The organism is Paenacidovorax caeni, from assembly GCF_001298675.1.
Classification (GTDB): Bacteria; Pseudomonadota; Gammaproteobacteria; order Burkholderiales; family Burkholderiaceae_C; genus Paenacidovorax; species Paenacidovorax caeni.
In genome coordinates this window covers 16218-42273 of the sequence record NZ_CYIG01000014.1, presented here as the reverse complement: position 1 = coordinate 42273, position 26056 = coordinate 16218, and the positions used below count along the sequence as shown (strand labels likewise).

The following is a 26056-nucleotide window of genomic DNA, read 5'->3' as shown; positions in this document are numbered from 1 at the left end:
CGATATGGGCGAATTCGACCTCATTGCACGCTACTTCACGCGCCCCGTGCGCAGCGGCGGCGCCGTGGCGCTCGGTGTGGGCGACGACTGCGCACTGCTGGCGCCGCGCCCGGGCATGCACCTGGCCGTCTCCAGCGACATGCTGGTCGAGGGGCGCCACTTCTTCGCGGACGTGGATCCGCGCACCCTCGGCCACAAAGCCCTGGCCGTGAATCTTTCCGACCTCGCCGCCTGCGGCGCGCGGCCGCTGGCCTTCACGCTGGCGCTGGCATTGCCGCAGGCCGATGCGTCCTGGCTGCAGGCCTTCGCCGACGGACTGTTCGCCCTGGCCGACGCGCACGACTGCGTGCTCATCGGCGGCGACACCACGCGCGGCCCCCTCAACCTGTGCATCACCGTCTTCGGCGAAGTCCCGGCAGGCCAGGCACTGCTGCGCAGCGGCGCGCAGGTGGGCGACGACATCTGGGTCAGCGGCACGCTGGGCGACGCACGGCTGGCACTGGAGGCGCTAAGGGGCCGCATCCAGCTGCCCGCCAGTGCGCTGGCGCGCGCACGCCAGCGGCTGGAGCAGCCCACGCCACGCGTGCAACTCGGCCAGCGGCTGCGTGGCATCGCCAGCAGCGCGCTCGACGTGAGCGACGGGCTGCTCGGCGACCTGGGCCACATCCTCGCCGCCAGCGGCGCGGGGGCCGAGATCGAACTCGCAAAAACTACCGAATTGATAGCTGCTAGCGCTTTATTCACGGGCCCTGAAGCCATTTTTGACATGGAACTCATGCACCAGTGCACCCTGGCTGGCGGCGACGATTACGAGCTCGCTTTCACGGCCGCCCCCGCCCAGCGCGAAGCGGTGCAGAGCGCCGCACGCCAGGCTGACGTCGCCGTCACGCGCATCGGCCGCATCACCGCCACGCCGGGGCTGCGCCTGCTCGATGCGCAGGGCCAGCCCCAACCCGCGGCCTACGCCTCCTTTGACCATTTCGCCTGACCCCATGCCTGCCAAGCCCCCACTGCTGCCCGCACGCCCCCAGGCACCAGGCAGCCCCAGCATGCGCGTGCTCATGGTCTGCATGGGCAACATCTGCCGCAGCCCCACGGCCCATGGCGTGCTGGAAAAGCTGGTGGCGGACGCCGGCTGGGCCGATTACATCGCGGTGGACTCTGCCGGCACACATGGCTACCACGTCGGCGAACCACCCGACGAACGCGCGCAGCAGCATGCAGCGCGGCGCGGCTACGACCTGTCGGCGCAGCGCGCCCGGGAGCTGCGGCGCGATGACTTCACAGATTTCGACCTGGTGCTGGTGATGGACGCCGCGAACGAGCGCGCGGCCCGTGCCCTGTGCCCCAGCGACCGCACCAGCCGGCTGCGCCGCCTGACCGATTTCTGCCGCACCCACAGCGCCAGCGAAGTGCCCGACCCGTACTACGGCGGCGCGCAAGGCTTCGAGGATGTGCTCGACCTGGTCGAAGATGCCTGCCACGGGCTGCTGGCGGCCCTGCAGGCGCAGGGCAACGGCGCGCTCCCGTGAAGGGCGCCGCCCGGCCCGCTCAGAACAGTGGCGCGATCGGCTTCACCACATAGAGCATGTTGCTCTCGACCTTGCCGTCGTACAGGTATTTCTGCTTGACGCCACCAACACCGTCCGGGGCGATCATGAAGTCAGCATCGTTGATGATGCCCAGGCGGTTGGCGTCGATCACCCACAGGCCTTCCATCTTGTCGTGCGGGTACTTCTGCGCAGCGATGCCGTCATAGGCCAGCGTTTTGGTCACCGGCTGGATGCCCAAAGCGGCCAGTTGGCTCCAGCCCGCCGCGAAGTTGTTGGCCGTGCCCGCGTCCTTGATGACCAGCTCCAGCGTCTTGCCATTGACCAGGAGGCCATTGGCAGCGCTCACCGTCAGCTCCGCTTTGCCGGTGCGCAGGGAGGCATTGGAGCGATCGACGTTCGTCGCGTTGCTCAGATCAATCTTGTAGACATTCTTGCGGATCGTGCCGGTATCGATGCCGTAGAACTTGGTATCACGCTCGATCACCAGAAAGCTGGTGGTACTCAGGGCCACGATTTCCGAATTGGCCAGGCCCGCCGCGTCCTGTTTGTAAAGATACTGTGCCACGGCGCCGCTCTCGATATTGACCGTGACGATGCGCGTGAGGTTGATGCTGCCCACCTCCTTGGTGGGGTTGTACAGGTTCGATTGCATGATGCCCACCAGCGTCTTGCCGTCGGGCGTGATGGTTAGCCCCTCCATGCCCCGATTGGGCCAGCGCGTGGACAGCTCCGCAGGCAACACGCGGCCCGCCTTGTTGCGGGGGTCTGCGGCGAACGGGTTGATACGCTCGATTTCCTTGCCTGTGGCGTCAAAGTGCACGATGTGCGGACCGTATTCATCGCTGACCCAGAACGTCCCGTCCTTCAACGCCACCAGCCCCTCCGAATCGAGTCCGCTTTCATCGAACCCCTTGATGCCATCGCCATCCGGGTCCAGCGAGACGACGCTGCCATCGAGGTTGTAAGGTGTTTCGCCCGTGCTGCCAAAGCTCTTGTTGGGCAAGCCGGTGATCGGGCGGCCCTTGGGGTCCTTGAGCAAAATGGTGTCCACCAGTTCAGCCTTGCCCTCGCTGGTCAGCCGGAACAGGCCAATGCGCGGCGTGTAGCTGGGCGTGAGGAAAATGATGCCGGAAGGCGTTCTGCCGGCTTCGGTGGCCGCGTTCGGCCCACGGTCGCTCAAGCCATAGAAATAGCCCTCGCGGGTCGGGTGCGGTGCCATGGAGGAGCCGTAGCTACCATTGCGAATTTCCGTTTTCTCGGCGTTGTCCACCTTGCTCATCAACTCATAAGGCAGGGCCGTGCCTGTCGCACCAGGCAACTGAAAGCCATCGCCAGAGCCGCCGCAAGCGGTCAGACCCAAACTCAGGGCAAGCAGCGTAGAAACAAAGGGGATGGCAGATTTCATGGTGATTGGATGAATAGCTAAAGTAAGACGCCAACAAGGCTATGAAAAATTTGTGACATACCCATGACCCGCCGTCATACGCCCCATCCTCCGCGCGATCCGCGATAAAACCCGCGGTGCAACCAACCAAAGCGGCTCAGCGCACCCATCCACCCGCTCCCAAAGGCTCCCTTGAAACACACAACCCTTGCTGCTTTGAAGCTCCCGTTCGGCGCACTCGCCTGCGCGGGCCTGCTATCCACGCCCTGCGGGGCTGGCGCACAGAACGCACCGTCGCGCATTGCCAGCGTCAAGGTTTACCCTGGCAGCGCCACGGTGGAGCGCGTGGCGCGCGTCCTTGCAGGCAGCCGCAGCTATACCTTCCAGTGCCTGCCGCAGGGGCTCGACGCCGCCAGCCTGCAGGTCAGCGCCGACGCGGCCGTGCGCATCGGCGAAAGCAGCGTGCAGGTGCAGGACCGCGACATTGCCGGCGGCGCGGGCGGCTGCGCCAGCCCGCTTGACGAGCGCTGGCGCCAAGCCCAGGACGAGGTGGCCAACGCCCGCGCCGAGGTGCAGGCGCTGGAGCTGGCGCAGAGCTACCTGAAGGCCACGGCCAGCGGCGCGCCCGAAGGCAAGGCGCCAGCACCCGCGCTCATCGCCAGCACCACCGACGCCCTGCGGCGTGGCGCGCAAGACAACCTGCAGCGCCAGCACCAGGCGCAGCGCCGCCTGGAGGCAGCGGAACTTGCGCTCAAGGCGGTAGGCGCCGAGCGCGACCGTCTGGCCGGCCCACGCGCGCGTGTGAGCACCGTGACGGTGACGCTGGCCACCGAGCGCGACGCCGATCTGCGCCTGTCCTACCAGGTGCGCGGCCCGGGCTGGGCGCCGAGCTACCGCGCCACGCTCGACAGCGCCACGGCCACGGTGCGCCTGGAGCGCCTGGCCCTGGTGGCGCAGGCCACGGGTGAAGACTGGAGCGGCGTGGCGCTGACCCTCTCCACCGGCCAGCCCACGCGCGCCACGGCGGGCGGCCTGCCGCGCCCCTGGCGGCTGGACGTTGCGCCGCCGCCCCCGCCCGCCGCCCCGGCACCGGCCTATGCTGCCGCCGCTGCGGCCCCGGCCGCCCTCGCGCGCAGCCAGCCCCTGGCCGAAGCAGCGCCGGAGCCGCTGCCCAGCTTTGACGTGGGCGTGCTCGACACCGCCTACGCCACCGAGTTCAGCGTGCCGCAGCGCATCACCGTGCCCTCGGGCGGGCCGCGCGTCACGCTGGCGCTGGGGCAACAGGACGTGCGCGCACAACTGCTCACGCGCGCTGTGCCGGCCGTGGAAGAAGCCGCCTACCTGGTGGCGCAGTTCGCCGTCCCGGCTGGCGTGTGGCCTGCCGCCGCCGTGGCGCTGTACCGCGACGGCGCCTTCGTGGGCAACGGCCGGCTGGACGGCGCCGAGCTGGCGCGCACCGGCCTGTCCTTTGGCCGCGATGAACGCGTGCTGGTACGCGCCGAAGCGCCGCGCGAGCACAGCGCCAGCGCCGGCCTGACGGGCGCCACCACCGAGCGCCAGATCCAGCGCGCCTACACGGTGGAGAACCGCCACGACAAAGCCATCGCGCTGCAGGTGCTGGACGCAGCGCCTCTCTCGCAGAACGAGCAGATCAGCGTGCAGTCGCGCTACGATCCGCCGCCTGCCGACAGCGCCTGGAACCAGCAGCCCGGCACCATCGCCTGGAGCCAGCCCCTGGCCGCAGGCGCCACCGCGCGCTTCGGCGCGAGCCACACCATCCGCTACGCCAAGGACCTGCGCCTGCAAGAGCGGCGCTGACTGCATGACCGCCTCCGCCCCCTTCCCCCGCCCCGCGCGCGCCACACGCGCCTTCCTGCTGGCCCACCCGGCCCACCTCATCGCCCTGGGCTTTGGCAGCGGCCTCTCGCCCCAGGCCCCCGGCACGGTGGGCACGCTGTGGGCCTGGCTGGCGTACCTTCTGCTACAGCACCTGCTGCTGCCTGCGGGCATCGGCGTGGTGATCGCCGTGTCCATCCCGCTGGGCTGGTGGGCCTGCACGCTGACGGCGCGCCACCTGGGCGTGGCCGACCCGGGCTGCGTGGTCTGGGATGAAATCGTCGCCTTCTGGATCGTGCTGTGGCTGGCCATGCCCATGGGGTTCTGGGGGCAGGCGGCGGCGTTTGCGCTGTTTCGCTTCTTCGACGCCGCCAAGCCCGGGCCGGTGGGCTGGGCCGACGCGTACTTCAAAGGCATGGGCTGGCGCGGCGGCTGGGGCATCCTGTTCGACGACTTCGTCGCCGCGTTCTGTACGCTGTTCGTGCTTGCGGTGTGGAGGTTCTACGCATGACGCTCTCATTTCAGGAGCTGGTAGCGCTTGACGAGCAAGGGCTAGAGGCCGTTTTGACCCAAATTTCAGAAAGCCTGCTGGCGCGCGGCTGGATGCTCGCCACAGCCGAGAGCTGCACCGGCGGGCTGATCGCGGGCGCCTGCACGGCGCTGGCGGGCTCGAGCCAGTGGTTCGAGCGCGGCTTTGTCAGCTACTCCAACGCCGCCAAGAGCGAACTGCTGGGCGTGCCCGCCGCACTGATCGCGGCGCACGGCGCGGTCAGCGAGCCAGTGGCGCGCGCCATGGCCGAGGGCGCCGTGGCCCGCTCGCACGCCCAAGTGGCACTGGCCGTCACGGGCGTGGCCGGCCCTTCGGGCGGCACCCCCGCCAAGCCCGTGGGCACGGTCTGGTTCGGCTGGCGCGTGGGCGCGCAGACGTTCAGCGAATGCCGCCACTTCGACGGCGGCCGCGCCGCCGTGCGCGCGCAGACGGTGCAGCACGCGCTGCAGCGGCTGCACGGCCTGCTGGCCGCCGCGTAGTTCCCCGGGCTCAAGCCGCTTTCAACGCCCGCCGCGCGGCGGGCTGGGGCAGGCGCGGCGGCTGCGGCGGCCGTGGCCCGGGGCCTGCCGCCGCCTGGGGCCGGGGCTGCGGCTCCAGCGCGGCCATGGGGGTGGCGGGCATGTCGGCCAGGCGGAACACGCCAATCGCCGTCACCTGGGCCTGGGCTTGCTGGCGCAGGCCCTCGGCAGCGTGGGCGATCTCCTCAACCAGCGCAGCATTGCGCTGCGTGCCCTGGTCCATGTGCTGCACGGCGGCGCCAATTTGCGCCATGCCTGCGCTCTGCTCGGCGCTGGCGCTGCTGATTTCCTGCATCAGCGGCGCGGCGCGGCGGATGGCGTCCACCGCGTCGGCGATGGTGCGGCCCACGCTGTCCACCTGGGCCGCGCCCTCGGTGGCGCGCGCCACGCTGGTGTCGATGAGCTGGCGGATCTCCTTGGCTGAATCGGCCGCGCGCTGCGCCAGACTGCGCACCTCGGTCGCCACCACGGCAAAGCCGCGGCCCTGCGTGCCCGCACGCGCAGCCTCGACGGCAGCATTCAGCGCGAGGATATTGGTCTGAAAGGCGATGCCGTCAATCAGCCCGATGATGTCCGCCATGCGCGCTGACTGCGCCTGGATCTCGCCCATGGTGCGCACCACGCGCGCCATGGTCTCGCCGCCCTGGGTGGCGGCGTCGCTGGCGCGCAGCACGATCTGCTGGGCCTCGCGCGCGTTGGCGGCACTGTGCTCCATGGTGGCCCCCAGTTGCTCCAGCGCGGCCGCCTGCTGCTCCAGCGCACTGGCCTGCTCGGTGGTGCGTTGGGCCAGGTCCTGGTTGCCAGCCGCGATCTGCACGGCGGCGTTGGCCACGCTCTCGCTGCCACCGCGGATGCCGTGCACCACCATGGCCAGCTGCTCGCGCATGGCAGCCAGCGCCTGCAGCACCTGCGCAGCTTCGTCGCGCCCGTGCACCTCGATAGGCCGCGCCAGGTCTCCGCCGGCCACGCGCTGCGCCGCCTGAACGGCCTGCCCCAGCGACGCCCCGATGCCGCGCACCAGCGCCACGCCGAACAGCAACGCGAACAGCAGCCCGCTAGCGATGGCCCCGATGGCGAAGGCACGCAAGGCACCATAGCGCGTCTGTGCCGCCGCGTGCGCCTGCCCCGCTGCGGTGTGCTGGAATTCCACCAGTGCGGCAATGTCCTCGCCTACCGGTTGGTACAGAGGGCGCACGGCCTCCAGCACCAGGGTGCGCAGCCGCTCCAGGTCCTGCGCGCGCAGTGCTGCCACGGAGGGCACCAGCCCCTCCTGCACGAAACGCTGGCGGTGCTTGGCGAAACGCTCGGCCAGCGCGCGCTCCTGCGCGTCCATGGTGCTGCGCTGGTAGGCGGTCCAAATGCCGGTGATGGCGGCAATATTGGCCTCTACCTCGTCGGCGCTGGCGCGCATCTGCTCGGGCACCGGTGTTACCAGGGCCACGGCCAGCGCCAGCCGGTTGCGCAGCAGCAGCCCCTGGATCTGGCCGATTTGTTGCGTGGCCGTGAGGCGCTCCTCGTACAACACGCGCAGTGCCGCATTGGCCTGGGCGGTGCCCCACAGGCCCATGAGCCCCATGACCAAAACCAGCAAAGACAAGGCGCCGGCCATCAGGGCCACGCGGGTGGAAATCTTGAAGCGGTTCATGCCGTCTTCTCCTGCTTGCTGTCGGACAAGGGATAGGCCACGGAAAGGGTGCGCCGCGGGGCCACGCCAGGCCCGCCCAGCACGGCATGCAGGGCTTGCGCCGTCTGCGGCGCACCGAACAGGTAGCCCTGGAAACCGGGGCACTGGAGCTGCACCAGCGCCTGGCGCTGCGCTTCGGTTTCCACGCCCTCGGCCACCACGTCGAGGCCGAGGTTGCGCGCCATGCCGACGATGGTCTGCACGATCACGGTGTCGTTGGCCTGCACGCCCATGTCCTGGATGAAGCTGCGGTCGATTTTGAGCTGGTACAGCGGCAGGCGCTGCAGCTGCGACAGGCTGGAATAGCCGGTACCAAAGTCGTCGAGCGCAAAACGCACGCCCAGGCAGCGCAACGCCTGCATCTTGCGCACCGTGTCGGCCACGTCCTGCAGCACCATGGTTTCGGTCAGCTCCAGGATCAGCAGATCGGCCCGCGCGCCCGAGCGCGCCAGCGCCGCCTGCACCTGTTCGACGAAGTGCGGGTGCGCGAACTGGCGCGCGCTCACGTTCACTGACACCGTCAGCGCGCTCATGTGCGGGGTGTCGGACCAAGCGCGCAACTGGGTGCAGGCGGCGTCAAGCACCCAGTCGCCCAGCTCCAGGATCAGCTCCGAATCCTCGGCAATGGGGATGAACTGCGCCGGCGACACCGGCCCATGGTGCGGGTGGTGCCAGCGCAGCAGCGCTTCCACGCCGATCGGCTGGCGCTGCGCGTCCACCTGCACCTGGTAGTGCAGCGCCAGTTGCTGCGCGGCAATGGCGCCACGCAGCGCGGCCTCCAGCGCCGTGCGCGCCTCCAGTTGGGCCTGCAGCACGGGGTCGTAAAAGCGGTAGGCGTTGCGCCCGGCCGCCTTGGCCTGGTACATGGCAGTGTCGGCACGCTTGAGCAAATCCTTGGCAGAACCCATGCCGGGGCGGAACAGGCACACGCCCAGGCTGGCGCTGGTCAGCAGCATGCGCCCAGCCAGGTGCACCGGCCGCGCCACCGCCGTCAGCACTTGCTGCGCCAGGGCACGGGCCTGCTCATGTGCCTGGATCTCGTCGGCGTGCAGGGCATCGGCCAGCACCACGAATTCATCACCACCCAGGCGCGCCACCAGCGCCTGGCCGCCCACCGCTTCACGCAGGTGGCGCGCCACGTGCTGCAAGTGCTGGTCGCCTACCTCGTGGCCCAGGGTGTCGTTGATGGCCTTGAAGTTATCCAGATCCACCAGCAACAGCGCGCCATGGCAGGGTGAACCCCCGCCCTCCAGCGCACGCTGCATGCACTGGCGCAACTGGCTGCGGTTAGGCAGCTCGGTCAGCGGGTCGAAGTAGGCCAGTTGGTGGATGGCGCGTGCGCTGTCACCGAGCTGCTTTTGCATGGTGCGCAGCGCACGGAACACCTCGCTGATCTCATCGCGGCCACGCACGGCGATGGGATTGTCCAGGCGCCCGGCGGCAATGCGCTGGCACAGCGCAATGACCTGTTGCAACGGCTGGGCGATGGAACGAATCAGCAGTTGCCCGAGCCGCCCCAGCACCGCCATGGCCGCCAGCAGCGACACCAGGGCCAGCCAACCCGTGCGCTCGTAGCGCTGCACGCCCGCACGGTAGGCTGCCTGCGCCTGGTCGAACTGCAGGCTCACCAGCGTCTGAATGTCGGGGTAAGCCTGCTCGTACAGCTTGTGCGCGTTCGCCGCCAGGCGCTGGGTACCGAGGTAGTCGAGCCCGCGCAGCGCGGCCAGCGCCGGTGCCACGGCCTCGCGCAGGTAGCGCCCCCAGCGCTCGCCAAACTGCTGCGCCAGGGCCTGCTCGGCGGTGCTGCGCGACGCCGCCAGATAGCCATGCCACAGCTCGTCGATGGCGGCGACGTTCTGTTCGATCTGCTCGGCCGCCTGCCAAGCCGAAATGTGCTCCAACCGCACGATGCCGCCTTGCGGGTTGGCACGCGCCAGCGCCAGTTGCATCTGCAACTGGTTGGCCAGCATCAGGTGGGAGATCTGCGACAGGCTGCGCACCGGCTCCATGCGGTCTTCGTAAACCACGCGCAGGCTCTCCTTCGAGGCCGCCAGCCCACGGATGCCCATGGCCGCCAGCAGCGCGGCAACGAGCGCGGCCAGTAGCATCAGCGCCCCAATGCGCGTGCGGATGCGCAGGTGCGCGAGCAAATCAGCGATCCGGCCCAGCGGCTCTGTAGCCGCAGCCGCTGCATGGAGATCGTTGGAGGAGCCCTGCATCGGCACACCCTGCTTTCTGCATGGAATACAAACCCGGCACGATGCCGGACGAGAACGAAGGCAGGATCAGGGCCCCGGGAACGCCACGGCGCGGCGGTGCAAGGCCGCGCGGGCGAAGGGCATTCTTCAACAGGCTTGTGTCAGCCGTATACGGTGCAACCCGGAGATCAGGGCCGCACAGTGCATTTGTCTGATGTAACTCAAAGGAACAGTTGCTCGCAGGCCTGCACCGTTTCGCTGGCCACGGCGGCGAGCTTGCGCCGCTGGGTGCGCGCGGCGCCACGCAGCGTCTCGAAGGCGCGCTGGCGCGTCAGGCGGTACTGCACCATGGTGATGCCCGTGGCCACGTTGATGGCGCGGTCGGCATCCAGCGCGGCCTGCAGCTGCGCGCGCGTGCAGCGCAGCGCGTCCAGTTCGCGCGCACGCTGCAGTGCGGTTTCAATGGCCGGCTGAATCTGCGCCAGTGCCAGCGGCTTGACCAGGTAGCCCAGTGCGCCGCAGCGCGTGGCCTGCTCGACGGTGGCGGCGTCGCCGTAGGCACTGAACATGATGAACGGCACGTGCTCCAGCTGCGCCAGGCGCCGCGCCAGCCACAGGCCGCCAGCGCCCGGCATCTGCACGTCGATCAGCGCCAGGTCGGGGCGCAGGCCGCCCGTGAGCTGTGCCTCGGCTTCCTCGGCACATTCCGCCGTATCCACCGCATAGCCCATGTGGCGCAGCCCCTGGGCCAACGTGCCCAGCACCAGGCGGTCGTCGTCCACCAAGAGTAAACGCGCCGCAACGCGGGGTTCTTGGACTTCAGTGCATTGCATGGTTGAGTTCTCCTTGTCCCGCCTGCAGCACCGGAGGCTGCAGGCACAGCCGCGCCAGCGCGCGCTCGCCTTGCTGCTCCAGGGCCAACGCGGCGCCGCTGCGGGGCATGAGTGCGGCCACCAGCTCCAGGCCGACCTGGGCGGCATCGGGGCCTTGGGCGGGCCAGCGCCCGGGGTTGGAAATGGCGATGCAGGCCTCGCCCTGGTGCGCGCCAGGGCTCAGGGCCACGCGCACGTCCTGGTGGCGCAGGCCGCCGTGCTTGACGGCGTTGACGATAAGTTCGTGCACGATCAGTGCCAGGGGCACCGCCTCGGCGCCCTGCAAGGTACACGCCAGCGGCCGTGGCGGCAGCTCCACGGCCACGTTCAGGCCCCAGAGCGCCCCCACCCCTTGCGCCACCTCGCGCACCAGCTCGCACAGCCGTACCTGCTCGGCCTGGCTGCGCCCCTGCAGGCCGTGCAGCACGGCGATGCTTTGCACCTGCCCGGTAACCTCGGCCAGCGGTGCCTGCAACTGCGGGTGGCGCAAGGCCAGTGCCTGCAGCATGCCCGAGATGCCCTGCAGGTTGTTCTTGATGCGGTGGTGTACCTCGCGCACCAGCGCCGTGCGGTGCTGCAGCTCACGCTGGCGGCGCTGGGCACGCTGGGTGCGCCAGTCGCTCAGGTCGGTCATGGTGAGCACGTAGTGCGTGACCCGGCCGCCCTCGCCGGTGACGGGTGTGCGCGTGAACCACACGGGGTAGCGCTCGCCCGACTTGCGTCGGTGCCACTCCTGGCGCTGCTGCGCGGCCCACGGCAAGGGCTCGGGCGGCGTGCCGCTGTGCGCCAACAGAAAGGTCGGAACCCGCCCCAGCACCTCTTGCGCGCCGTAGCCGCTCAGATGCTGGAACGAGCGGTTGGCGCGCAGGATGCGCCCCTGGGCGTCCGTAATGAGCATGCCCTCCTGGCATTCAAAGGCGATGGCGGCGATGCGCGCGTCGGCCTTGCGGCGCTCCAGCGCCGCAAGGTAGCCGGCGAGCGACCAGCCCACCAAGGCCAGGATGGCCATGTACGAGGCATAGCCCAGACCGGCACTGTGCAAGTCCTGCGCAAAAAAACCGCGCCCCCGCAGCGTGCCCCAGCCGGCCTGCAGGGCCACCAAACCCAGCAGCACGGTCGTGCCGCCAAACCCCAGGCGCACGCCCGCCCAGGCAACGAAGAGGAACATCCAGTAGGCATTGTTCAGCGGCCACAGCAGCGCGCCAAACCCGTCCATGAAGGCCACCTGCCCCACGGCCAGCGCCAGTGCGTAGACCAGGAGCGCCTCTGCCAGACGTGGCGCGGTCTGGCCCAGGCGGTCGAGCGCGGGCCGCCAGGCGGGAGGAATGGCAAGAGAAGCGAACATGGGTCAAACCAGGGGAACCCACGATTGAAACCGCTTGCATCCAACATGGATTGATGCAGCTCAAACACGCGGTACCGCAGGCACAACCAATGCCACTTCACCACCCCTCAGGGCACCACCAGCGACTTACGCACGCACGCGGCGGTGCCCCCTTCTTGCCTCAATCAGGCACCGTGGCACTTCTTGAACTTCTTGCCACTACCGCACCAGCACGGGTCGTTGCGGCCGGGCTGCTGCGCACGGACCACGGGCTCAATGCGCGGGCCGAGGCTTTTCCAGACCTGGCGCAGGTCGTACACGGCCCAGATGGCCTCGCCCAGCAGCTCGATACGGTCCTGGCTCACGCTGGGCGGGCCCTCCTCGTCGTACAGGTTGGTGCTGGGTGCGGCAAGATCGTCCTCGGTCAGCGCGACGATGCTCTCCAATGCCGCATCGATCCACTGCGCCGCCTCCTTGTCGCGCGGAGCCGCCCACTCCTCGGGCCAATTCTCCACGGCGAACATAAAGCCCAAGGCCCAGATTTGCCCCAGTGAAGGCAGCTCCTGCCCTTCAAGTTCAGCGCGTTCGGCCTCCGACAGCATGGCCACGGCACCACGCATATCGAGCGCGTGGGGCTGGTAGGTCTGCTCATCGTCCAGTGCCTGCACATCGGCGGCGAGCTGGTGCGCTACCTCGTCCCAGCGGCGTTGCCACAACTCCAGGAACCGCGCTTGCTGGGCCGCGTCCTGGAAGGCAGGCAGCAGCGGCAGCGGTGCGTCGGCCGCTACCTCCAGCACGGCGCCATCGTCCAGCAGCATGGGCAGGTATTCGGCCGGCTCGACACGCCGGCGCATGCACACCAGCGCGGTGAGGAAGCCGTCACAGAACTCCCATTGCGGGATCTCCTCGACGCGCTGGCCCAGATCGGTCAGGATCTGGTCGAGTTCGTCGAGTTCGTCGTTGCTCAGGCCGGGTGGCAGTGGGGTATCGGTCATGGGGAAAGTCCTTCCGTTGCTTCAATAACGATCGCTGTGGCTACCTGTGCGCCATGGGCCAGCAACCTTTTGCGCAGGCTCAGAACGGCGCGGTCCTTGGACAGCAGGATGGCAGCGTGCGCCACGGCCAGGTCGATGAATTTCTGGTCGTCGGCATCCTTGCAGACGCAGGGCGCGCGCGGCGCCACGTCCACCAGGCGCGCCTGGGCGGCGAACGCGGCGAGCAGCGCCTCAGGCGCCAGGCCTGCAGCGGCCATGCGTGGCTGCAGGTGCGGATAGCGCAACACGCAAGCCAACTCGTCACGCATGGGCGCGGTGGCGATCCAGTCCAGGCGCTGCTGCGCCAGCAGGCCGCGCAAGGGCGCAACGGCGGGGTCGGCGAAGAGCAGCAGGTCGAGCACGATGTTGGTGTCCACGACCACGGCGCGCGCAGGCACCGCACTGCCCTGCGCGGGCAGGTGCAGCTCAGGCCGCATCGGCGGGCCCGGCCGGGGCGCGCTGGCGCACTGCGCCCTGCACCATGTCGAAGCGGAACAGGCGGCATTCGATAGGCCCGTTCCACATCGGCACGCGGCGCGACTCTTTCAAGCGCATCTTGCCGGGCAACTGCAGGTCGGGCGTGAGCATCCAGGCCTGCCAACCGGCGTAGTGCTTCTTCCAGTGGCTGGCGAGCTGGGCGAAGAAATCCACGCCGTCACCAGCCTGCGCGGTTTCGCGGCCCGCGCGCGTGGCCACGGCCATGCGCTCGCGCGCGCTGCGCCCGGCCGTCCCTGCGGCGGCAATGCGCTCGCCATAGGGCGGGTTGAGCAGCATCACGCCGGGCTGCTCGCACGGCGGCATGCGCTGCAGGGCATCGCCGCCGCGCAACTGCACGCTGGCGGCCACGCCGGCGCGCTCGGCGTTGCGCTGCGCGAAGTCCACCATGCGGTGCGCAACATCACTGCCAAAAATCGGCACAGAGGCCGTGGTAACTGCGCCAGCAGCTTCATCTTTGATAGCGTGCCAGACATGGGCCTGGTACGGCAGGAGCTGCTCGAAGGCAAAGCGACGCAGCAGCCCGGGCGCAATGCGGCAAGCCATCTGCGCCGCCTCGATGACCACCGTGCCGCTGCCACAGCAGGGGTCGTACAGCGGCAGGGGCGCATCGCCATGCGGATTCCAGCCCGTGGCGGCGATCATGGCGGCAGCCAGGGTTTCCTTGAGCGGCGCATCGCCCTTGTCCACGCGCCAGCCGCGCTTGAACAGCGGCTCGCCCGAGGTGTCGATATACAGGGTGGCGTCCTGCGCCGTCAGGTGCAGATGCACGCGCACGTCGGGGCGCTGCGTGTCCACATCGGGGCGCGCGCCGCGCTTGGCGCGGAAACGGTCGGCCACGGCATCCTTCACACGCAGGGCAGCAAAGTTCAGGCTCTTGAGCGGACTGTGCTGCGCCGTGACCTCGACCTTGAAGCTCTGCTGGGGCGCGAACCAGAGCTCCCAGGCCACGTCGCTGGCCAGGGCGTACAGGTCGGCTTCGCTGCGGTAGGGGCGCTGCTGCAGTTGCACCAGCACGCGCTGGGCCAGACGGCTGTGCAGGTTCAGGCGCAAGGCCTCGCGCCAGGAGGCGGACAGCAGCACGCCACCACGGCCCACGAGCAGGTCGTGCCCGGTCAGCCCGGTGAGCGCGTGGACCTCGTCGGCCAAGAAACCCTCGACGCCGGCGGCGCAGGGCAGGAAAAGTTGCAAGGTGTTCATAAAACAGGTGGAGCATACGCTTTGGCAACCACTGGTTTGCCCGTGTTGCGCCAAAAACACCGTGGTGGCAAGGTCACGCGAGGTCGCACACAATGTTGCAGTTAGAGGAGAAGCCACCATGTTCCAAACCTTGCGCGCCCGCCTGACTGGTGTCAGCGTCGCGATTGCCACCCTGTCCCTGATCGTTTTGTCGCTGGTCGCTTTCCTGGTCGTCCGCACCAACATGCTGCAGGCACTGGACGAGCGCATCGGCGGGGTCACGCAGTTGCACGCGGCCGACCTGGCGCAGTGGGTCAAGGACAACCAGCGCGTCACCGGCTCGCTCAAGGCGGCCATCGCGCTGCCCGACCCGATTCCGGCCCTGCTCGCGGCCAAGCAGGCCTGAGGCTTTGACGACGCCTATTTCGTCCATGCCGACAAGCGCAACGTGTTCGCGCACCCCATGCCCGAGGGCTATGACGGTACGGTGCGCCCCTGGTACAAGCAGGCCGAACAGGAGGGCAAGGCCACGCTCACGCCGGCCTACGTTGATGCCAGCACCGGCAAGCTCACCATCAGCTTCGTAGAGCCGGTGCTGTCAGGCGGTAAAACCGTGGCCGTGGTGGGCTCCGACGTGCACCTGGACACGGTGGTGAGCAAGGTCAAAAGCATCCACCCCACGGGCAAGAGCTTCGCTTTCCTGGTGGACGGCCAATCCAACATCCTCGCGCACGCCAACCCGGCGCTGCTGCTCAAGCCCGTGAAAGAGCTGGATCCGGCGCTGGATGCTGGCCTGCTCACGGGGCTGGCCGGCACCGCAGGCCACGCCTTGGTGCGCCTGGCGGGCCAAGACCACCTGCTCTACGCCGCCAAGGTGCCCGGTACCCCCTGGATTCTGGCCGTGGCCGCCGAACGGTCTGACGCGCTGTCGGCCCTGGATCGCCTGGGCCAGGTGGCCATGACCAGCACCGTGCTGTGCGTGATCGCCGCCGCCCTGGTGATGGCAGCGGTGGTGCGGCGCATGCTGGGCCGCCTGGTGGCCGTGCGCGATGCGCTGCAGGACATCGCCTCGGGCGAAGGCGACCTGACGCGCCGCATGAACGCCGAAGGGCACGACGAGCTGGCACAGATCGGCCAGTCGTTCAACGCCTTCACCGACAAGATCGCCTCGGTGCTGCAGCGCATCCGCGACGCATCGGAATCGGTGCGCTTGGCAACCTCCGAGATCGCCTCGGGCAACAACGACCTCTCGTCGCGCACCGAGCAGCAGGCCAGCTCGCTGGAGGAAACCGCTTCGGCCATGGAGCAACTCACCGCCACGGTGCAACAAAACGCCGCGAACGCGCGCCAGGCCAACGAGCTGGCAGCCAGCGCCTCGCAAGTGGCTGGCCAGGGCGGCCGTGTGATGGAGCAGGTGGTGCAGACCATGGGCGGCATTGACGCGGCCTCACGCAAGATCGTGGACATCATCCAGGTGATCGACGGCATTGCCTTCCAAACCAACATCCTGGCGCTGAACGCTGCTGTGGAAGCCGCGCGCGCCGGCGAACAGGGCCGGGGCTTTGCCGTGGTGGCGGGCGAGGTGCGCTCGCTGGCGCAGCGCGCCGCGTCGGCGGCCAAGGAGATCAAGGGGCTGATCGACGACTCGGTGACCCAGGTTGACGCCGGCAGCCGCCTGGTAAAGGACGCTGGCGCCACCATGGAGCATGGTGGAGCAGAGCATCCGCCGCGTGACGTCCATCGTCAACGAAATCAGCAACGCCAGCCAGGAGCAGAGCACGGGCATCGCCGAGGTCGGCGGCGCCGTATCGCAGATGGACCAGGCCACGCAGCAAAACGCCGCGCTGGTCGAGCAGGCCGCTGCGGCGGCGCATGCGCTGCAGCAGCAGGCGCACGACCTGGCCGAGGTGGTGGCAGGCTTCAAGCTGCCACCCACCGGGACGCAAAGACTCCTGAACTGATAGCTGCCAGCGCTTGACAGTCAAGCGCTGGGGCCGGATTTCTTATAAATTTTCGGCCATCGGCGCGCTACAGCGCCTGCAGCTGGGCGCGTACCGCCTCGGGCATGGTGGCAGCGCGGCGCGTGGCGCCATTGACGAAGACAATGCCGCTCTTACCGCGCGCCACCTCGCGGCCCTGGGCCACCTCGGTGATGCGCCACACCAGGTCGAAGGCGCAGCGGCTCAGGTCCATGGGCATCATCTCCACGCGCAGGGTTTCGCCGTGGTAGGCCTCGGAACGGTACTGCGCCTGCATGTCGCCCACGACGATGGGCAAGCCGCCCACGTTGGCCTCGGAATGCCCGAGCGCACGGAAGAAGCGCACGCGCGCCTCGGACACCAGCGTGAGCAGCAGTGCGTTGTCCAGATGGCCGCCCTGGTTGACGTGGTTGATATAGACCTGCACTTCGGTGGCAAAGCCAAAGCGCGGCGGAAGGTCACAGACGATGCGGGCCATGTTCAGAGGGTCTTGCGCAGGTTGGCGGGCGCGATCTTCAGCGCCTCGCGGTATTTGGCCACCGTGCGGCGCGCGCACTCGATGCCCTGCTCCTTGAGCATCTCGGCGATCTGGCTGTCCGACAGCGGTTTGGCAGGGTTCTCGGCGGCCACGAACTGCTTGATGAGCGCGCGCACCGCCGTGCTGGAGGCGTTGCCGCCGGTGTCGGTGCCCAGGCCCGAGCCGAAGAAGTACTTCAGCTCATAGGTGCCTTGCGGCGTGGCCATGTACTTGGCCGTGGTCACACGCGAGATGGTCGACTCATGCAGGCCCAGCTCGTCGGCAATCTCGCGCAGCACCAGCGGGCGCATGGCGATTTCGCCATGCACGAAGAAGTTTTTCTGCCGCTCCACAATGGCCTGCGATACGCGCAGGATGGTGTCAAAGCGCTGCTGGATGTTTTTGATGAACCAGCGCGCTTCCTGCAGGCGCGCCTGCAGCGCCTGGTGGCCGTCCTGGCCACGTTGCCCACGCAAGGCACTGGCGTAGACCTCGTGCACGCGCAGGCGCGGCATCACGTCGGGGTTGAGCTGCACACTGAAACCATGGCCCGCCTTCTTCACGATCACGTCAGGCACGACCACGTTGCGCTGCACGTCGGCAAAGCGCCGGCCCGGGCGCGGCTCCAGGCGCGCGATCAGCGCCATGGCGGCGCGCGTGCCCTCCTCGCCCGCACCGCTGGCCTGGGCCAGACGGCGCACATCGCGCCGGGCCAGGAGCTCCAGCGGCTGGGCACACAGGGCCAGCGCGGTCTGCAGCACCGCCGGGTCAGCCTCTTTGGCGTCCTGCCGCGCGCGCAGCTGCAGCACCAGGCATTCGGTCAGGTCGCGCGCGCCCACGCCGGTGGGCTCCAGGCTCTGCAGCAGGCGCAGCGCCACGGTGAAGTGGTGCAGCAGTTCCTCGCGCTGCTCCAGATCCTCGCTGCCCGCCAGGCTCTCGGCCAAGTCCTCCAGTGTGTCTTCGAGGTAGCCATCGTCATTGAGCGACTCGATCAGGAAGTACAGCGCTGCGCGGTCCGCCTCCTGCAGGCGCAGGCCCAGGGCCTGGCGGTGCAGGTGCGCGGTGAGCGATTCGTGGCCGCGGGCGCGCTCGAATACGTCGGGCCCGTCGTCGTCCTGGCTGCGCGTGCGCGGCGCCGACTCGCCCCCCCACTCGCCATCGCTGTGCGCGGCGTCAACGGCGCCATCACCTTCCCAATCGCTGGGAACGTAGTCGTCATTTTGGCCTTCAGCGCTTACTGGGAGAGCGTCAGCAGCTCCTGAAACAGGAGCATCATCCGCCTCGTTGGCGGCAGTGCTGGCCCGCGGTGGCTCTGGCGGTGCCTCGGGCAGTGGACCATCGTCGTCCTCGCGCTCCAGGAACGGGTTGTCGCCCAGCATCTGTTCGACTTCCTGGGCCATTTCCAGGGTGGACAGCTGCAGCAGGCGAATCGACTGCTGCAGCTGTGGCGTGAGGGCGAGATGCTGCGAGACGCGCAGCGACAGGCTGGGCTGCATCTACATGCGGAAGTGTTCGCCCAGGTACACCCGGCGCACTTCGGCGTTGTCCACGATTTCCGAGGGGGTGCCCCGGGCCAGCACCTCGCCGTCGCTGATGATGAAGGCGTGGTCGCAGATGCCCAGCGTCTCGCGCACGTTGTGGTCGGTGATCAGCACACCGATACCACGCTCCTTCAGGAAGCCGATGATGCGCTGGATCTCGATCACGGCGATGGGGTCGATGCCGGCGAACGGCTCGTCCAACAGGATGAAGCGCGGCTGCGTGGCCAGGGCGCGGGCGATTTCCACGCGGCGGCGCTCGCCGCCCGACAGTGCCAGCGCAGGCGATTCGCGCAGGTGCTGCACGCGCAGCTCCTCCAGCAGGGCCGTGAGGCGCTCCTCGATCACGGCCCGTGGCAGGGGCTGGCCACGCTCGTCGGTCTGCAGTTCCAGCACGGCGCGCACGTTGTCCTGCACGCTGAGCTTGCGGAAGATCGACGCTTCTTGCGGCAGGTACGACAGCCCCAGACGCGAGCGCCGGTGGATCGGCATGTTGGCCACCGATTGGCCGTCGATGCGAATATCGCCGCCGTCACTGCGCACCAGGCCAACGATCATGTAGAACGAGGTGGTCTTGCCCGCGCCGTTGGGCCCGAGCAGGCCGACGACCTCCCCCTTGCGCACCGATAGCGACACGTCCTTGACGACCTTGCGGCTGCCGTAGGACTTGGCCAAGTGCAGTACTTCGAGGCAGCTGCCGTCGCAGCCGTTGTCAGCGGTACTCACTCACTGGCCTCCATCAATCGCCGTGCTGGGGCGCAGCGCAGGCACCGTGCCCGGCGCCGGTCCGGGGCTGGAGGTCTCCTTGGGCGCCAGCATGGCGCGCACACGGCCATCCTTGCCCTTGCCGCCCTCGGCGCTGGTGGCGCTCTTCTGTCCATCCACGGAGAACTGGTCAGTGAGGTTGTTGTAGACGATGACGGCGCCGGTGATCTCGTCGTCCAGCACCGCACCGCGGTAGCGGCGCAGCTCGGCACGGCGGATGAATTTCACCGTATCGGCGCGGCCGTCGTATTCGATGGTTTCGCCCTCGCCCTCGACAAACTCCTCAGGCTGGCCTGGTGCGGCATCGCGCCTTTGACGAAAAAAGGCGCGCTGCCCGGGCGCAGCAGCCACGGTGCCCGACTGGTAGCCCTGCGGATCCTGGCGCACCTCAAGGCGCTCGCCGCGCAGCACGATGGACCCCTTGGTCATGACCACGCGGCCGGTAAACACGCTGGTCTGCCGCAGCTCGTCGTGGTGCAGCGCATCGGCTTCGATGTTCATGGGCTTGCTGCGGTCGGCGCGCTCGGCATGCGCGCCGCCACCCAAGGCGATCAGGGCCGAAGCCAGGAGGAAGGGGAGGAGGCGTTTAATCATGAGGGGCACGAATCTTGCGTTGATTGTAGCCAGACCACCGCCTCCCGGCGTGGCTGCCGTGCCTGCACAGCCCGGCAGCGTTGCGCACTCAGTGCGCGGCGGCGCTGGCAGCGCCCACACCCGTCTGCGCGCGCACGTACTGGTCGTCAAACGCTGCACGCTCGGCCTGTGCCTCGGCACTGGTGTCGAGCTTGGAGAACACGTAGATGGCCAGGAACGCCAGCGGCATCGCGAACAGCGCCGGCTGCGTGTAGGGGAACAGCGGCGCAGGATTGCCCAGCACGTCCACCCACACCGACTTGGAGAAGAGCACGAACAGCACCGAGCTGATCAGCCCGGTGTAGCCGCCCACCAGGGCGCCACGCGTGGTCAGGCCCTTCCAGTACATGGACATGAGCAGCACCGGGAAGTTGGCGCAGGAGGCCACGCCGAAGGCCAGTGCCACCATGAAGGCCACGTTCATCTTCTCGAACGCCATGCCCAGCAGCACGGCCACCACACCCAGGCACAGGGTCGCGATCTTGGATACACGGATCTCCTTCTCCTCGCTGGCCTGGCCCTTCATGATGACGCGGGCATACAGGTCGTGCGAGATGGCGGAGGCACCGGCCAGCGCCAGGCCGGCCACCACGGCCAGGATGGTGGCAAACGCCACCGCCGAGAGGAAGCCCAACAGCAGGTTGCCGCCCGCAGCCTTGGCCAGGTGCAGCGCCACCATGTTGCCGCCACCCACCAGCTTGCCGCCAACTTGGCCGCCCTCGAAGAACTCGGGGTTGGTGCCCACCAGCACGATGGCGCACAGGCCCATGATGGCGATGACGTTGAAGAAGAAGGCGATGATGCCCGAGGCGTAGAACACCGACTTGCGCGCCTCCTGCGCATTGGTCACTGTGAAGAAGCGCATCAGGATGTGCGGCAGCCCAGCGATGCCGAACATCAGCCCCAGGCCCATGGAAATGGCGGTCACGGGATCCGCCAGCAGCTTGCCCGGCGAGAGCATGTTCTGCCCCAGCTTATGCACTTCCATGGCCTTGGTGGTCAGGGTCTGGAAGCTGAAGCCAAACTGCGAGAACGCCAGCAGCATGATGGCCGTGCCCCCCGCCAGCAGCATGCAGGCCTTGATGATCTGCACCCAGGTGGTGGCCACCATGCCGCCGAAGATCACGTACACCAGCATCAGCGCACCCACGACAACCAGGGCCACGTTGTAGTCCAGGCCGAACAGCAGCTTGATGAGCTGGCCGGCGCCAACCATCTGCGCCACCAGGTAGAAGCACACCACGGTCAGGGAACTGACGGCGGCCATGGTGCGCACCGGGCCTTGGCGCAGGCGGTAGGCGGTAATGTCGGCAAAGGTGAATTTGCCCAGATTGCGCAGGCGCTCGGCCATCAGGAACAGGATGATGGGCCAGCCAACGAAGAAGGCCACCATGTAGATGTAGCCATCGACGCCGTCGCCGTAGATCATGGCCGTGAGGCCCAGCAGCGTGGCTGCCGACATGAAGTCGCCAGCGATCGCCAGGCCATTTTGCTTGCCGGTGATGCCACCGCCGGCGGTGTAGAAGTCCGACGCCGACTTGGAGCGGCCTGCAGCCCAGTACGTGATGCCCAGCGTCATCAGCACGAAGACGAAGAACATGCCGATGGCATGCCAGTTGAGCGGCTGCTTCTGGGCCACGCCCAGGTCAGGGCCCGCCCAGGCCAGGGCCGGCAGCAGCAGAGACAGCGCCAGCAGCGCGCGCGAAGAAGAGGAGAAGGAGGACATGCGCATCACGACTTCCTCAGGGCGTCTTGCACGATCTGTGCGTTGCGGGGATCGAAGTCGCTGTTGGCGCGGCGCACATACACCCAGGTGAGCGCGCAAAAGAACACAAACTGCGCAAACCCCAGGGCCACGCCCACGGTCAGGTTGCTGCCCTCGGACAGACGCTGGGCAATGACGCCAGGCACGAAGGCCACAAGCAGCACGAAAGCGAAGAAGACGCCGATGACCAGCAGCGCCAGCGTCGTCGCAAACCGCACCCGCTCGCGCACGAGCTGCGCGTAGCGCGGGTCGCGCTTGATGTTGTCATAGAGTGGATTGGACATTTTTCTCCCTGGATTGTTGGCAGCGATAGCCCCATGCTGCAGTGCAACATGGGCGGCGCATTCTAGGAAGGCAAGCCTTTGCCATCCTTACAACCCCGTGGTCGGGAGAAAGAAAAACAGCCCGCAGGGGCGGGCTGTTGGTCCAGAGGGGAGAAAAGGGCTCGAAGCGTGTGGACGCCCTCAGGCGCCCTTGCGCGCCTGGGCCGCCAGCTGGTCCACCACCTGCAGCACGTTCTGCATGCTGCCGGCCATGGTGCCGTCGGTGTAGTAGCGGCCAGCCACGCCCATCGAGGGCACGCCCTCGACGCCGTAGGCGTCCTGGATCTGCGTGGCCTTGCGCACCTGGTTGGACACGGTGAAGGAGTTGTACATCTCCTTGAACTTGGCCACGTCTACGCCTTGCTTGCCCATCCAGTCAAAGATTTCGTCGTCCTTGGTGAGCTTCAGGCGATCCACATGGATGGCGCGGAACACCTTGGCATGAATTTCCTCAGTCTTGCCCAGGCCTTCAAGGGCGTAATAAATCTTTTGCTGCGGCACGAAGCTGCCGTTGAACGCCACGGGCACGCGATGCACCACGAGGTCCTTGGGTGCGTTCTTCAGCCAGGCGGCAAAGGTCGGCTCAAAGGCGTTGCAGTGACCGCAGCTGTACCAGAAGAACTCGATCACTTCCACCTTGCCGGCGGGCGCGTCCGTGGCCACAGGCTTGGCCAGCTTGCGGTAGTCCTTGCCCTCGCGGGGCTGTGCCACGGCGGGCAGGGAAAGGGCACCCATGGCCAGGGCCGAGGCGGCGGTGAGAGAAAACTCGCGGCGTTTCATGTTTCGTCAATCTCCTTGATCGGAATAGCGATGGGAGCAGCGCCCCCGTGAAAAGTTCACTCTCGGGTGCCTGGCACCTGGCCGGGCATCACCGCTGCACGCGCACCAGGGTCGATTCGACACCCGCGCCCTTGAGCTTGTCTTTGAGCTGCTCGGCGTCATCGCGCTTGGCAAACGGCCCTACGCGCACGCGGAAGTAGGCGCGACCATTCTGCTCGCGTTCGCTCACGCGCGCCTCCCAACCCAGCATGGCCAGCTTGGCGCGCTGCGCATCGGCATCTTGCTGGGTGTTGAACGCGCCAGCCTGCACAAAGTATTCGAACGGCTCTGCCGTGGCCGTCGAGGCCTTGGCCTTGGCGAAATCTCCCAGCGGATCGGCCGAGGCCGCGGGCTTGTTCGCGTCCTTGTCCTTGGCGTTCTTCGCCACGGCGTCCTTCGCAGCATCCTTGGCGTCCGGCTTGGGCTCCGCCACCTTGGACGGCGTGGGTGCCACGGCCTCGGAGGCTGCCGGGGCGGCCGGCTCGGCAGGCCGCGCAGGCGCGGGCTTGCCCGCCAGCATGTGGTTGGGGTTCCAGTTGCGGTTCTTCTCGGCCTCGGCGGCGTCCTGCTCGGGGCCGCGCAACCCGCCCTTGGTGATGAAAGGCACGGGCACTTTCATCACGTAAACCACGACGGCGAGCGCCACCCCCAGCCCGACGATCAAACCGAAAATGAAGCCGACGATGGTGCCGCCGCGTTGTCGTGTTGTCATAGCAGTAGAGGCTTACATTCGTTCAGGAGCCGACACGCCCAGCACCGCCAGGCCGTTGGCCAGCACCTGTGCAGTGGCGGCAACCAGGGCCAGGCGCGCGCGTTTGACGGCCTCGTCGTCCACGAGGATGCGCTCGGCATCGTAGTAGCTGTGGTAGCTCGCGGCCAGGTCGCGCAGGTAGAAGGTCACGTCATGCGGTGCCTCGCCCTCGGTGGCGGCAGTGAGCATCTCGGGGTACTTGGCCAGTTGCAGCATCAGCGCCTGGGCCTGCGGGCCTTCGAGGGCCGACAGATCCGCGCCCTGCAGCGAAGCCACGTCGCCGCCCTGCTCCTGCCACGCCCGCAGCACCGAGCGGATGCGCGCATGGGCGTACTGCACGTAGTACACCGGGTTGTCGTTGTTCTGCGCCACGGCCAAGTCCACGTCGAAGGTGTACTCGGTGTCGGGCTTGCGGCTCAAAAGGAAGAAGCGCACCGCATCCTTGCTGGTCCACTCGATCAGGTCGCGCAACGTGACGTAGCTGCCCGCGCGCTTGCTGATCTTCACTTCCTGGCCGCCACGCACCACGCGCACCATGGTGTGCAGCACGTAGTCGGGATAGCCCTGGGGAATGCCCACGTCGGCCGCCTGCAGGCCAGCGCGCACGCGGGCGATGGTGCCATGGTGGTCCGTGCCCTGGATATTGACGACCTTGGCGAAGCCACGCTCCCACTTGGCGATGTGGTAGGCCACATCGGGCACGAAGTAGGTGTAGGTGCCGTCCTGCTTGCGCATGACGCGATCCTTGTCGTCGCCGTACTCGGTGCTCTTGAGCCACAGCGCGCCGTCCTGCTCGTAGGTCTTGCCATTGGCGATGAGCTTGTTCACCGTGGCCTCCACGCGGCCGCTGGTGTACAGGCTGGACTCCAGGTAGTACTCGTCGAACTTCAGGTTGAACGCCTGCAAGTCCTTGTCCTGCTCGTTGCGCAGGTAGGCCACGGCAAACTGGCGGATGTTGTCGTAGTCCTCGACGTCGCCGTTGGCGGTGAATTCGCGGTCGTCGGCTTTGACGGTTTCCTTGTTCAGGAACGCCTGGGCGATGTCGGCGATGTAGTCGCCGTTGTAGAAGTTCTTGGCCAACGGGTTGTCGGCATCGGTGGGCCAGCAGTCGTCGCCCGGCTTGAAGCCCTTGGCGCGCAGCTGCGTGCTTTTGGTGAGCGTGTCGATCTGCACGCCCGCGTCGTTGTAATAGAACTCGCGGTGCACGTTCCAGCCCTGGGTGCTGAACAGGTTGCAGATCGCATCGCCCAGCGCCGCCTGGCGGCCGTGGCCCACGTGCAGCGGGCCCGTGGGGTTGGCCGAGACGAACTCGACCAGCACGCGCTGGCCGTTGTCCGGCTGGTAACCAAAGCGCTCGCCCGCGGCCAGCACCTCGTGCACCACGGCCTGCTTGGCGGCGGGCTTCAAGCGGATGTTGAGAAAGCCCGGGCCTGCGATCTCGATCGCATCGACCCAGCGGCCAAAGGCCGACGTGGACTCCAGCGCAGCCTTGAGCTGCTCGCCTAGTGCACGCGGGTTGAGCTTGAGCGGCTTGGCCAGCTGCATGGCAGCAGTGCAGGCGAAGTCGCCATGGGCCGCCACCTTGGGCGATTCGAATGCGGCCTTGGCGCCAGCGCCTTCGGACAGTTTTTCCAGCTCGGCTGCCAGCGCAGCGAGCAATTCATTTTTGGCGGTGAGCATCGGCGGATTTTACGGGGCCGCCAATGACGCTGGCAGGACACACACCGCCCGACCCGGTGGCACGCCCCGTTTGCGCCCCAGGCGGAGCCGCGGGCACAATCGTTTCACACCCACCACCCGGAGCCCCGCCGCACATGCAGCCCCCCGCCATCCATCTGTACCGACGCCGTTGGACGCTGTACTTCCAGGTGCCGTTCACCGTGCTGATGGCCTTGACCACGGCGTACTCCGTCTTTCTGGCAGTGGCATCCAACGACCGGCTGCTCACCCTCATCGGTGCAATCGGGGCCTTCGGGTCGTTCTGCATCACCTGGACCCTGGCCCGATGGGCCTGGGATGCCCACCAGGACCGGGAGCCCGCACTCATCATTGACGCCCAGGGCATTCTCGACCTGCGGCAAGACGATCCGCAGACTGTGCGCTGGAATGCCATGGAGAGTGTCCACATCAACTTCCGCACCGACGCCATCGTGGCAAGGCTGCGCCATGGCGCCCAAGGCCCGATCACCCAGGCGCTGCAGCGCGCCTTCCGTGGCGGTGGCGATGTGGCTTTTTCGCTCCACGGCCTGGCCCATGACACCTCGGTGATCCAGAGCAGGCTCAAGGCCTTCCATGAAGCCGCCGTGCCGCCGGCGTAGCGACCTGCCTAGGACCTCCTG

General features: G+C 67.9%; 23 protein-coding genes and 1 pseudogene. 7 read left to right on the top strand and 17 right to left on the bottom strand.

Annotated elements, in window-relative coordinates; all coding sequences use genetic code 11:
* The first annotated feature begins 4 nt into the window (after positions 1–4).
* Both thiL and BN2503_RS08205 read left to right on the top strand, forming a co-directional pair.
* Positions 5–988 carry a thiamine-phosphate kinase gene (gene thiL, locus BN2503_RS08210; RefSeq protein ID WP_054256168.1) on the top strand — a complete coding sequence of 328 codons (984 nt, stop codon included), beginning with the start codon at positions 5–7 and terminating at the stop codon, positions 986–988.
* 4 nt (positions 989–992) lie between these two features.
* The gene (locus BN2503_RS08205; protein WP_459348722.1) at positions 993–1532 is read left to right on the top strand and encodes a low molecular weight protein-tyrosine-phosphatase; all 540 of its coding nucleotides are present in this window, start codon (positions 993–995) and stop codon (positions 1530–1532) included.
* Positions 1533–1551: 19 nt separating this feature from the next.
* Here BN2503_RS08205 and BN2503_RS08200 read toward each other — a convergent pair whose 3' ends face one another.
* On the bottom strand, positions 1552–2958 hold the full coding sequence (locus BN2503_RS08200) for an esterase-like activity of phytase family protein (RefSeq protein ID WP_054256167.1): 1407 nt from the start codon (positions 2956–2958) through the stop codon (positions 1552–1554).
* Positions 2959–3153: 195 nt separating this feature from the next.
* On the opposite strand from BN2503_RS08200, the gene BN2503_RS08195 reads away from it, so the two are divergent.
* Genes BN2503_RS08195 through BN2503_RS08185 form a run of 3 tightly spaced genes read left to right on the top strand, consistent with a single transcriptional unit; the run spans position 3154 to position 5802 of the window.
* A complete protein-coding gene (locus tag BN2503_RS08195) occupies positions 3154–4755 on the top strand; it encodes a DUF4139 domain-containing protein (protein WP_139235401.1) in 1602 nt (533 codons plus the stop codon).
* Positions 4756–4759: 4 nt separating this feature from the next.
* The gene (locus BN2503_RS08190; RefSeq protein ID WP_054256165.1) at positions 4760–5284 is read left to right on the top strand and encodes a phosphatidylglycerophosphatase A family protein; all 525 of its coding nucleotides are present in this window, start codon (positions 4760–4762) and stop codon (positions 5282–5284) included.
* Entirely contained in the window at positions 5281–5802 is a 522-nt protein-coding gene (locus BN2503_RS08185) for a CinA family protein (protein WP_054256164.1), read from the top strand. The genes BN2503_RS08190 and BN2503_RS08185 overlap by 4 nt, the downstream gene beginning before the upstream one ends.
* 10 nt (positions 5803–5812) lie before the next feature.
* On the opposite strand, the gene BN2503_RS08180 is transcribed toward BN2503_RS08185, so the two are convergent.
* The 7 genes from BN2503_RS08180 to BN2503_RS08150 all read right to left on the bottom strand — a co-directional run bounded on the left by BN2503_RS08180 (position 5813) and on the right by BN2503_RS08150 (position 14648).
* Entirely contained in the window at positions 5813–7486 is a 1674-nt protein-coding gene (locus BN2503_RS08180; RefSeq protein ID WP_054256163.1) for a methyl-accepting chemotaxis protein, read from the bottom strand.
* A complete protein-coding gene (locus BN2503_RS08175) occupies positions 7483–9744 on the bottom strand; it encodes a putative bifunctional diguanylate cyclase/phosphodiesterase (RefSeq protein WP_082366529.1) in 2262 nt (753 codons plus the stop codon). The genes BN2503_RS08180 and BN2503_RS08175 overlap by 4 nt, the downstream gene beginning before the upstream one ends.
* Positions 9745–9944: 200 nt before the next feature.
* A complete protein-coding gene (locus tag BN2503_RS08170; RefSeq protein ID WP_054256162.1) occupies positions 9945–10556 on the bottom strand; it encodes an ANTAR domain-containing response regulator in 612 nt (203 codons plus the stop codon).
* Positions 10543–11940, bottom strand: a complete 1398-nt coding sequence (locus BN2503_RS08165; RefSeq protein WP_054256161.1) for a sensor histidine kinase — start codon at positions 11938–11940, stop codon at positions 10543–10545. The genes BN2503_RS08170 and BN2503_RS08165 overlap by 14 nt, the downstream gene beginning before the upstream one ends.
* Positions 11941–12104: 164 nt before the next feature.
* Complete coding sequence (locus tag BN2503_RS08160) at positions 12105–12914, bottom strand: YecA/YgfB family protein (protein ID WP_054256160.1); 810 nt, start codon at positions 12912–12914, stop codon at positions 12105–12107.
* Positions 12911–13390 (bottom strand): putative toxin-antitoxin system toxin component, PIN family, encoded by a 480-nt coding sequence (locus BN2503_RS08155; protein WP_054256159.1) that lies wholly within the window; start codon positions 13388–13390, stop codon positions 12911–12913. Before BN2503_RS08155 ends, BN2503_RS08160 begins: the two co-directional genes overlap by 4 nt.
* Entirely contained in the window at positions 13380–14648 is a 1269-nt protein-coding gene (locus tag BN2503_RS08150; RefSeq protein ID WP_054256158.1) for a THUMP domain-containing class I SAM-dependent RNA methyltransferase, read from the bottom strand. The genes BN2503_RS08155 and BN2503_RS08150 overlap by 11 nt, the downstream gene beginning before the upstream one ends.
* A 118-nt stretch (positions 14649–14766) precedes the next feature.
* On the opposite strand from BN2503_RS08150, the pseudogene BN2503_RS21295 reads away from it, so the two are divergent.
* Positions 14767–16588: pseudogene (locus BN2503_RS21295) on the top strand (methyl-accepting chemotaxis protein).
* Positions 16589–16655: 67 nt separating this feature from the next.
* Here the strand turns inward: BN2503_RS21295 and BN2503_RS08140 are convergent.
* The 9 genes from BN2503_RS08140 to argS form a co-directional block, all read right to left on the bottom strand.
* Positions 16656–17084: an acyl-CoA thioesterase gene (locus BN2503_RS08140; protein ID WP_054256157.1), complete on the bottom strand. Its 429-nt coding sequence runs from the start codon at positions 17082–17084 to the stop codon at positions 16656–16658.
* 2 nt (positions 17085–17086) lie between these two features.
* Positions 17087–18619: an RNA polymerase factor sigma-54 gene (locus BN2503_RS08135; protein WP_054256156.1), complete on the bottom strand. Its 1533-nt coding sequence runs from the start codon at positions 18617–18619 to the stop codon at positions 17087–17089.
* Positions 18620–19387, bottom strand: a complete 768-nt coding sequence (lptB, locus tag BN2503_RS08130; RefSeq protein WP_054256155.1) for an LPS export ABC transporter ATP-binding protein — start codon at positions 19385–19387, stop codon at positions 18620–18622.
* Complete coding sequence (gene lptA / locus BN2503_RS08125; protein ID WP_054256154.1) at positions 19388–20020, bottom strand: lipopolysaccharide transport periplasmic protein LptA; 633 nt, start codon at positions 20018–20020, stop codon at positions 19388–19390. It abuts the gene before it with no gap.
* Between the two features lie 88 nt (positions 20021–20108).
* Positions 20109–21785 carry a cation acetate symporter gene (locus BN2503_RS08120; RefSeq protein ID WP_199445247.1) on the bottom strand — a complete coding sequence of 559 codons (1677 nt, stop codon included), beginning with the start codon at positions 21783–21785 and terminating at the stop codon, positions 20109–20111.
* Between the two features lie 5 nt (positions 21786–21790).
* Positions 21791–22108, bottom strand: a complete 318-nt coding sequence (locus BN2503_RS08115) for a DUF485 domain-containing protein (RefSeq protein ID WP_054256152.1) — start codon at positions 22106–22108, stop codon at positions 21791–21793.
* Positions 22109–22288: 180 nt separating this feature from the next.
* Positions 22289–22927: a thiol:disulfide interchange protein DsbA/DsbL gene (locus BN2503_RS08110; RefSeq protein ID WP_054256151.1), complete on the bottom strand. Its 639-nt coding sequence runs from the start codon at positions 22925–22927 to the stop codon at positions 22289–22291.
* A gap of 88 nt (positions 22928–23015) precedes the next feature.
* Positions 23016–23678: an SPOR domain-containing protein gene (locus tag BN2503_RS08105; protein ID WP_054256150.1), complete on the bottom strand. Its 663-nt coding sequence runs from the start codon at positions 23676–23678 to the stop codon at positions 23016–23018.
* A 12-nt stretch (positions 23679–23690) separates the two neighbouring features.
* The gene (argS, locus tag BN2503_RS08100) at positions 23691–25397 is read right to left on the bottom strand and encodes an arginine--tRNA ligase (RefSeq protein ID WP_054256149.1); all 1707 of its coding nucleotides are present in this window, start codon (positions 25395–25397) and stop codon (positions 23691–23693) included.
* Between the two features lie 134 nt (positions 25398–25531).
* Between argS and BN2503_RS08095 the strand changes: the two genes are divergently transcribed.
* The gene (locus BN2503_RS08095) at positions 25532–26035 is read left to right on the top strand and encodes a hypothetical protein (RefSeq protein WP_054256148.1); all 504 of its coding nucleotides are present in this window, start codon (positions 25532–25534) and stop codon (positions 26033–26035) included.
* Positions 26036–26056 lie beyond the last annotated feature (21 nt).

Coding starts and splice junctions, on each gene's coding strand:
- thiL (WP_054256168.1), top strand. CDS start 5: ATGGGCGAATTCGACCTCATTGCACGCTACTTCACGCGCCCCGTGCGC.
- BN2503_RS08205 (WP_459348722.1), top strand. CDS start 993: ATGCCTGCCAAGCCCCCACTGCTGCCCGCACGCCCCCAGGCACCAGGC.
- BN2503_RS08200 (WP_054256167.1), bottom strand. CDS start 2,958: ATGAAATCTGCCATCCCCTTTGTTTCTACGCTGCTTGCCCTGAGTTTG.
- BN2503_RS08190 (WP_054256165.1), top strand. CDS start 4,760: ATGACCGCCTCCGCCCCCTTCCCCCGCCCCGCGCGCGCCACACGCGCC.
- BN2503_RS08185 (WP_054256164.1), top strand. CDS start 5,281: ATGACGCTCTCATTTCAGGAGCTGGTAGCGCTTGACGAGCAAGGGCTA.
- BN2503_RS08180 (WP_054256163.1), bottom strand. CDS start 7,486: ATGAACCGCTTCAAGATTTCCACCCGCGTGGCCCTGATGGCCGGCGCC.
- BN2503_RS08175 (WP_082366529.1), bottom strand. CDS start 9,744: ATGCAGGGCTCCTCCAACGATCTCCATGCAGCGGCTGCGGCTACAGAG.
- BN2503_RS08170 (WP_054256162.1), bottom strand. CDS start 10,556: ATGCAATGCACTGAAGTCCAAGAACCCCGCGTTGCGGCGCGTTTACTC.
- BN2503_RS08165 (WP_054256161.1), bottom strand. CDS start 11,940: ATGTTCGCTTCTCTTGCCATTCCTCCCGCCTGGCGGCCCGCGCTCGAC.
- BN2503_RS08160 (WP_054256160.1), bottom strand. CDS start 12,914: ATGACCGATACCCCACTGCCACCCGGCCTGAGCAACGACGAACTCGAC.
- BN2503_RS08155 (WP_054256159.1), bottom strand. CDS start 13,390: ATGCGGCCTGAGCTGCACCTGCCCGCGCAGGGCAGTGCGGTGCCTGCG.
- BN2503_RS08150 (WP_054256158.1), bottom strand. CDS start 14,648: ATGAACACCTTGCAACTTTTCCTGCCCTGCGCCGCCGGCGTCGAGGGT.
- BN2503_RS08140 (WP_054256157.1), bottom strand. CDS start 17,084: ATGGCCCGCATCGTCTGTGACCTTCCGCCGCGCTTTGGCTTTGCCACC.
- BN2503_RS08135 (WP_054256156.1), bottom strand. CDS start 18,619: ATGCAGCCCAGCCTGTCGCTGCGCGTCTCGCAGCATCTCGCCCTCACG.
- lptA (WP_054256154.1), bottom strand. CDS start 20,020: ATGATTAAACGCCTCCTCCCCTTCCTCCTGGCTTCGGCCCTGATCGCC.
- BN2503_RS08120 (WP_199445247.1), bottom strand. CDS start 21,785: ATGTCCTCCTTCTCCTCTTCTTCGCGCGCGCTGCTGGCGCTGTCTCTG.
- BN2503_RS08115 (WP_054256152.1), bottom strand. CDS start 22,108: ATGTCCAATCCACTCTATGACAACATCAAGCGCGACCCGCGCTACGCG.
- BN2503_RS08110 (WP_054256151.1), bottom strand. CDS start 22,927: ATGAAACGCCGCGAGTTTTCTCTCACCGCCGCCTCGGCCCTGGCCATG.
- BN2503_RS08105 (WP_054256150.1), bottom strand. CDS start 23,678: ATGACAACACGACAACGCGGCGGCACCATCGTCGGCTTCATTTTCGGT.
- argS (WP_054256149.1), bottom strand. CDS start 25,397: ATGCTCACCGCCAAAAATGAATTGCTCGCTGCGCTGGCAGCCGAGCTG.
- BN2503_RS08095 (WP_054256148.1), top strand. CDS start 25,532: ATGCAGCCCCCCGCCATCCATCTGTACCGACGCCGTTGGACGCTGTAC.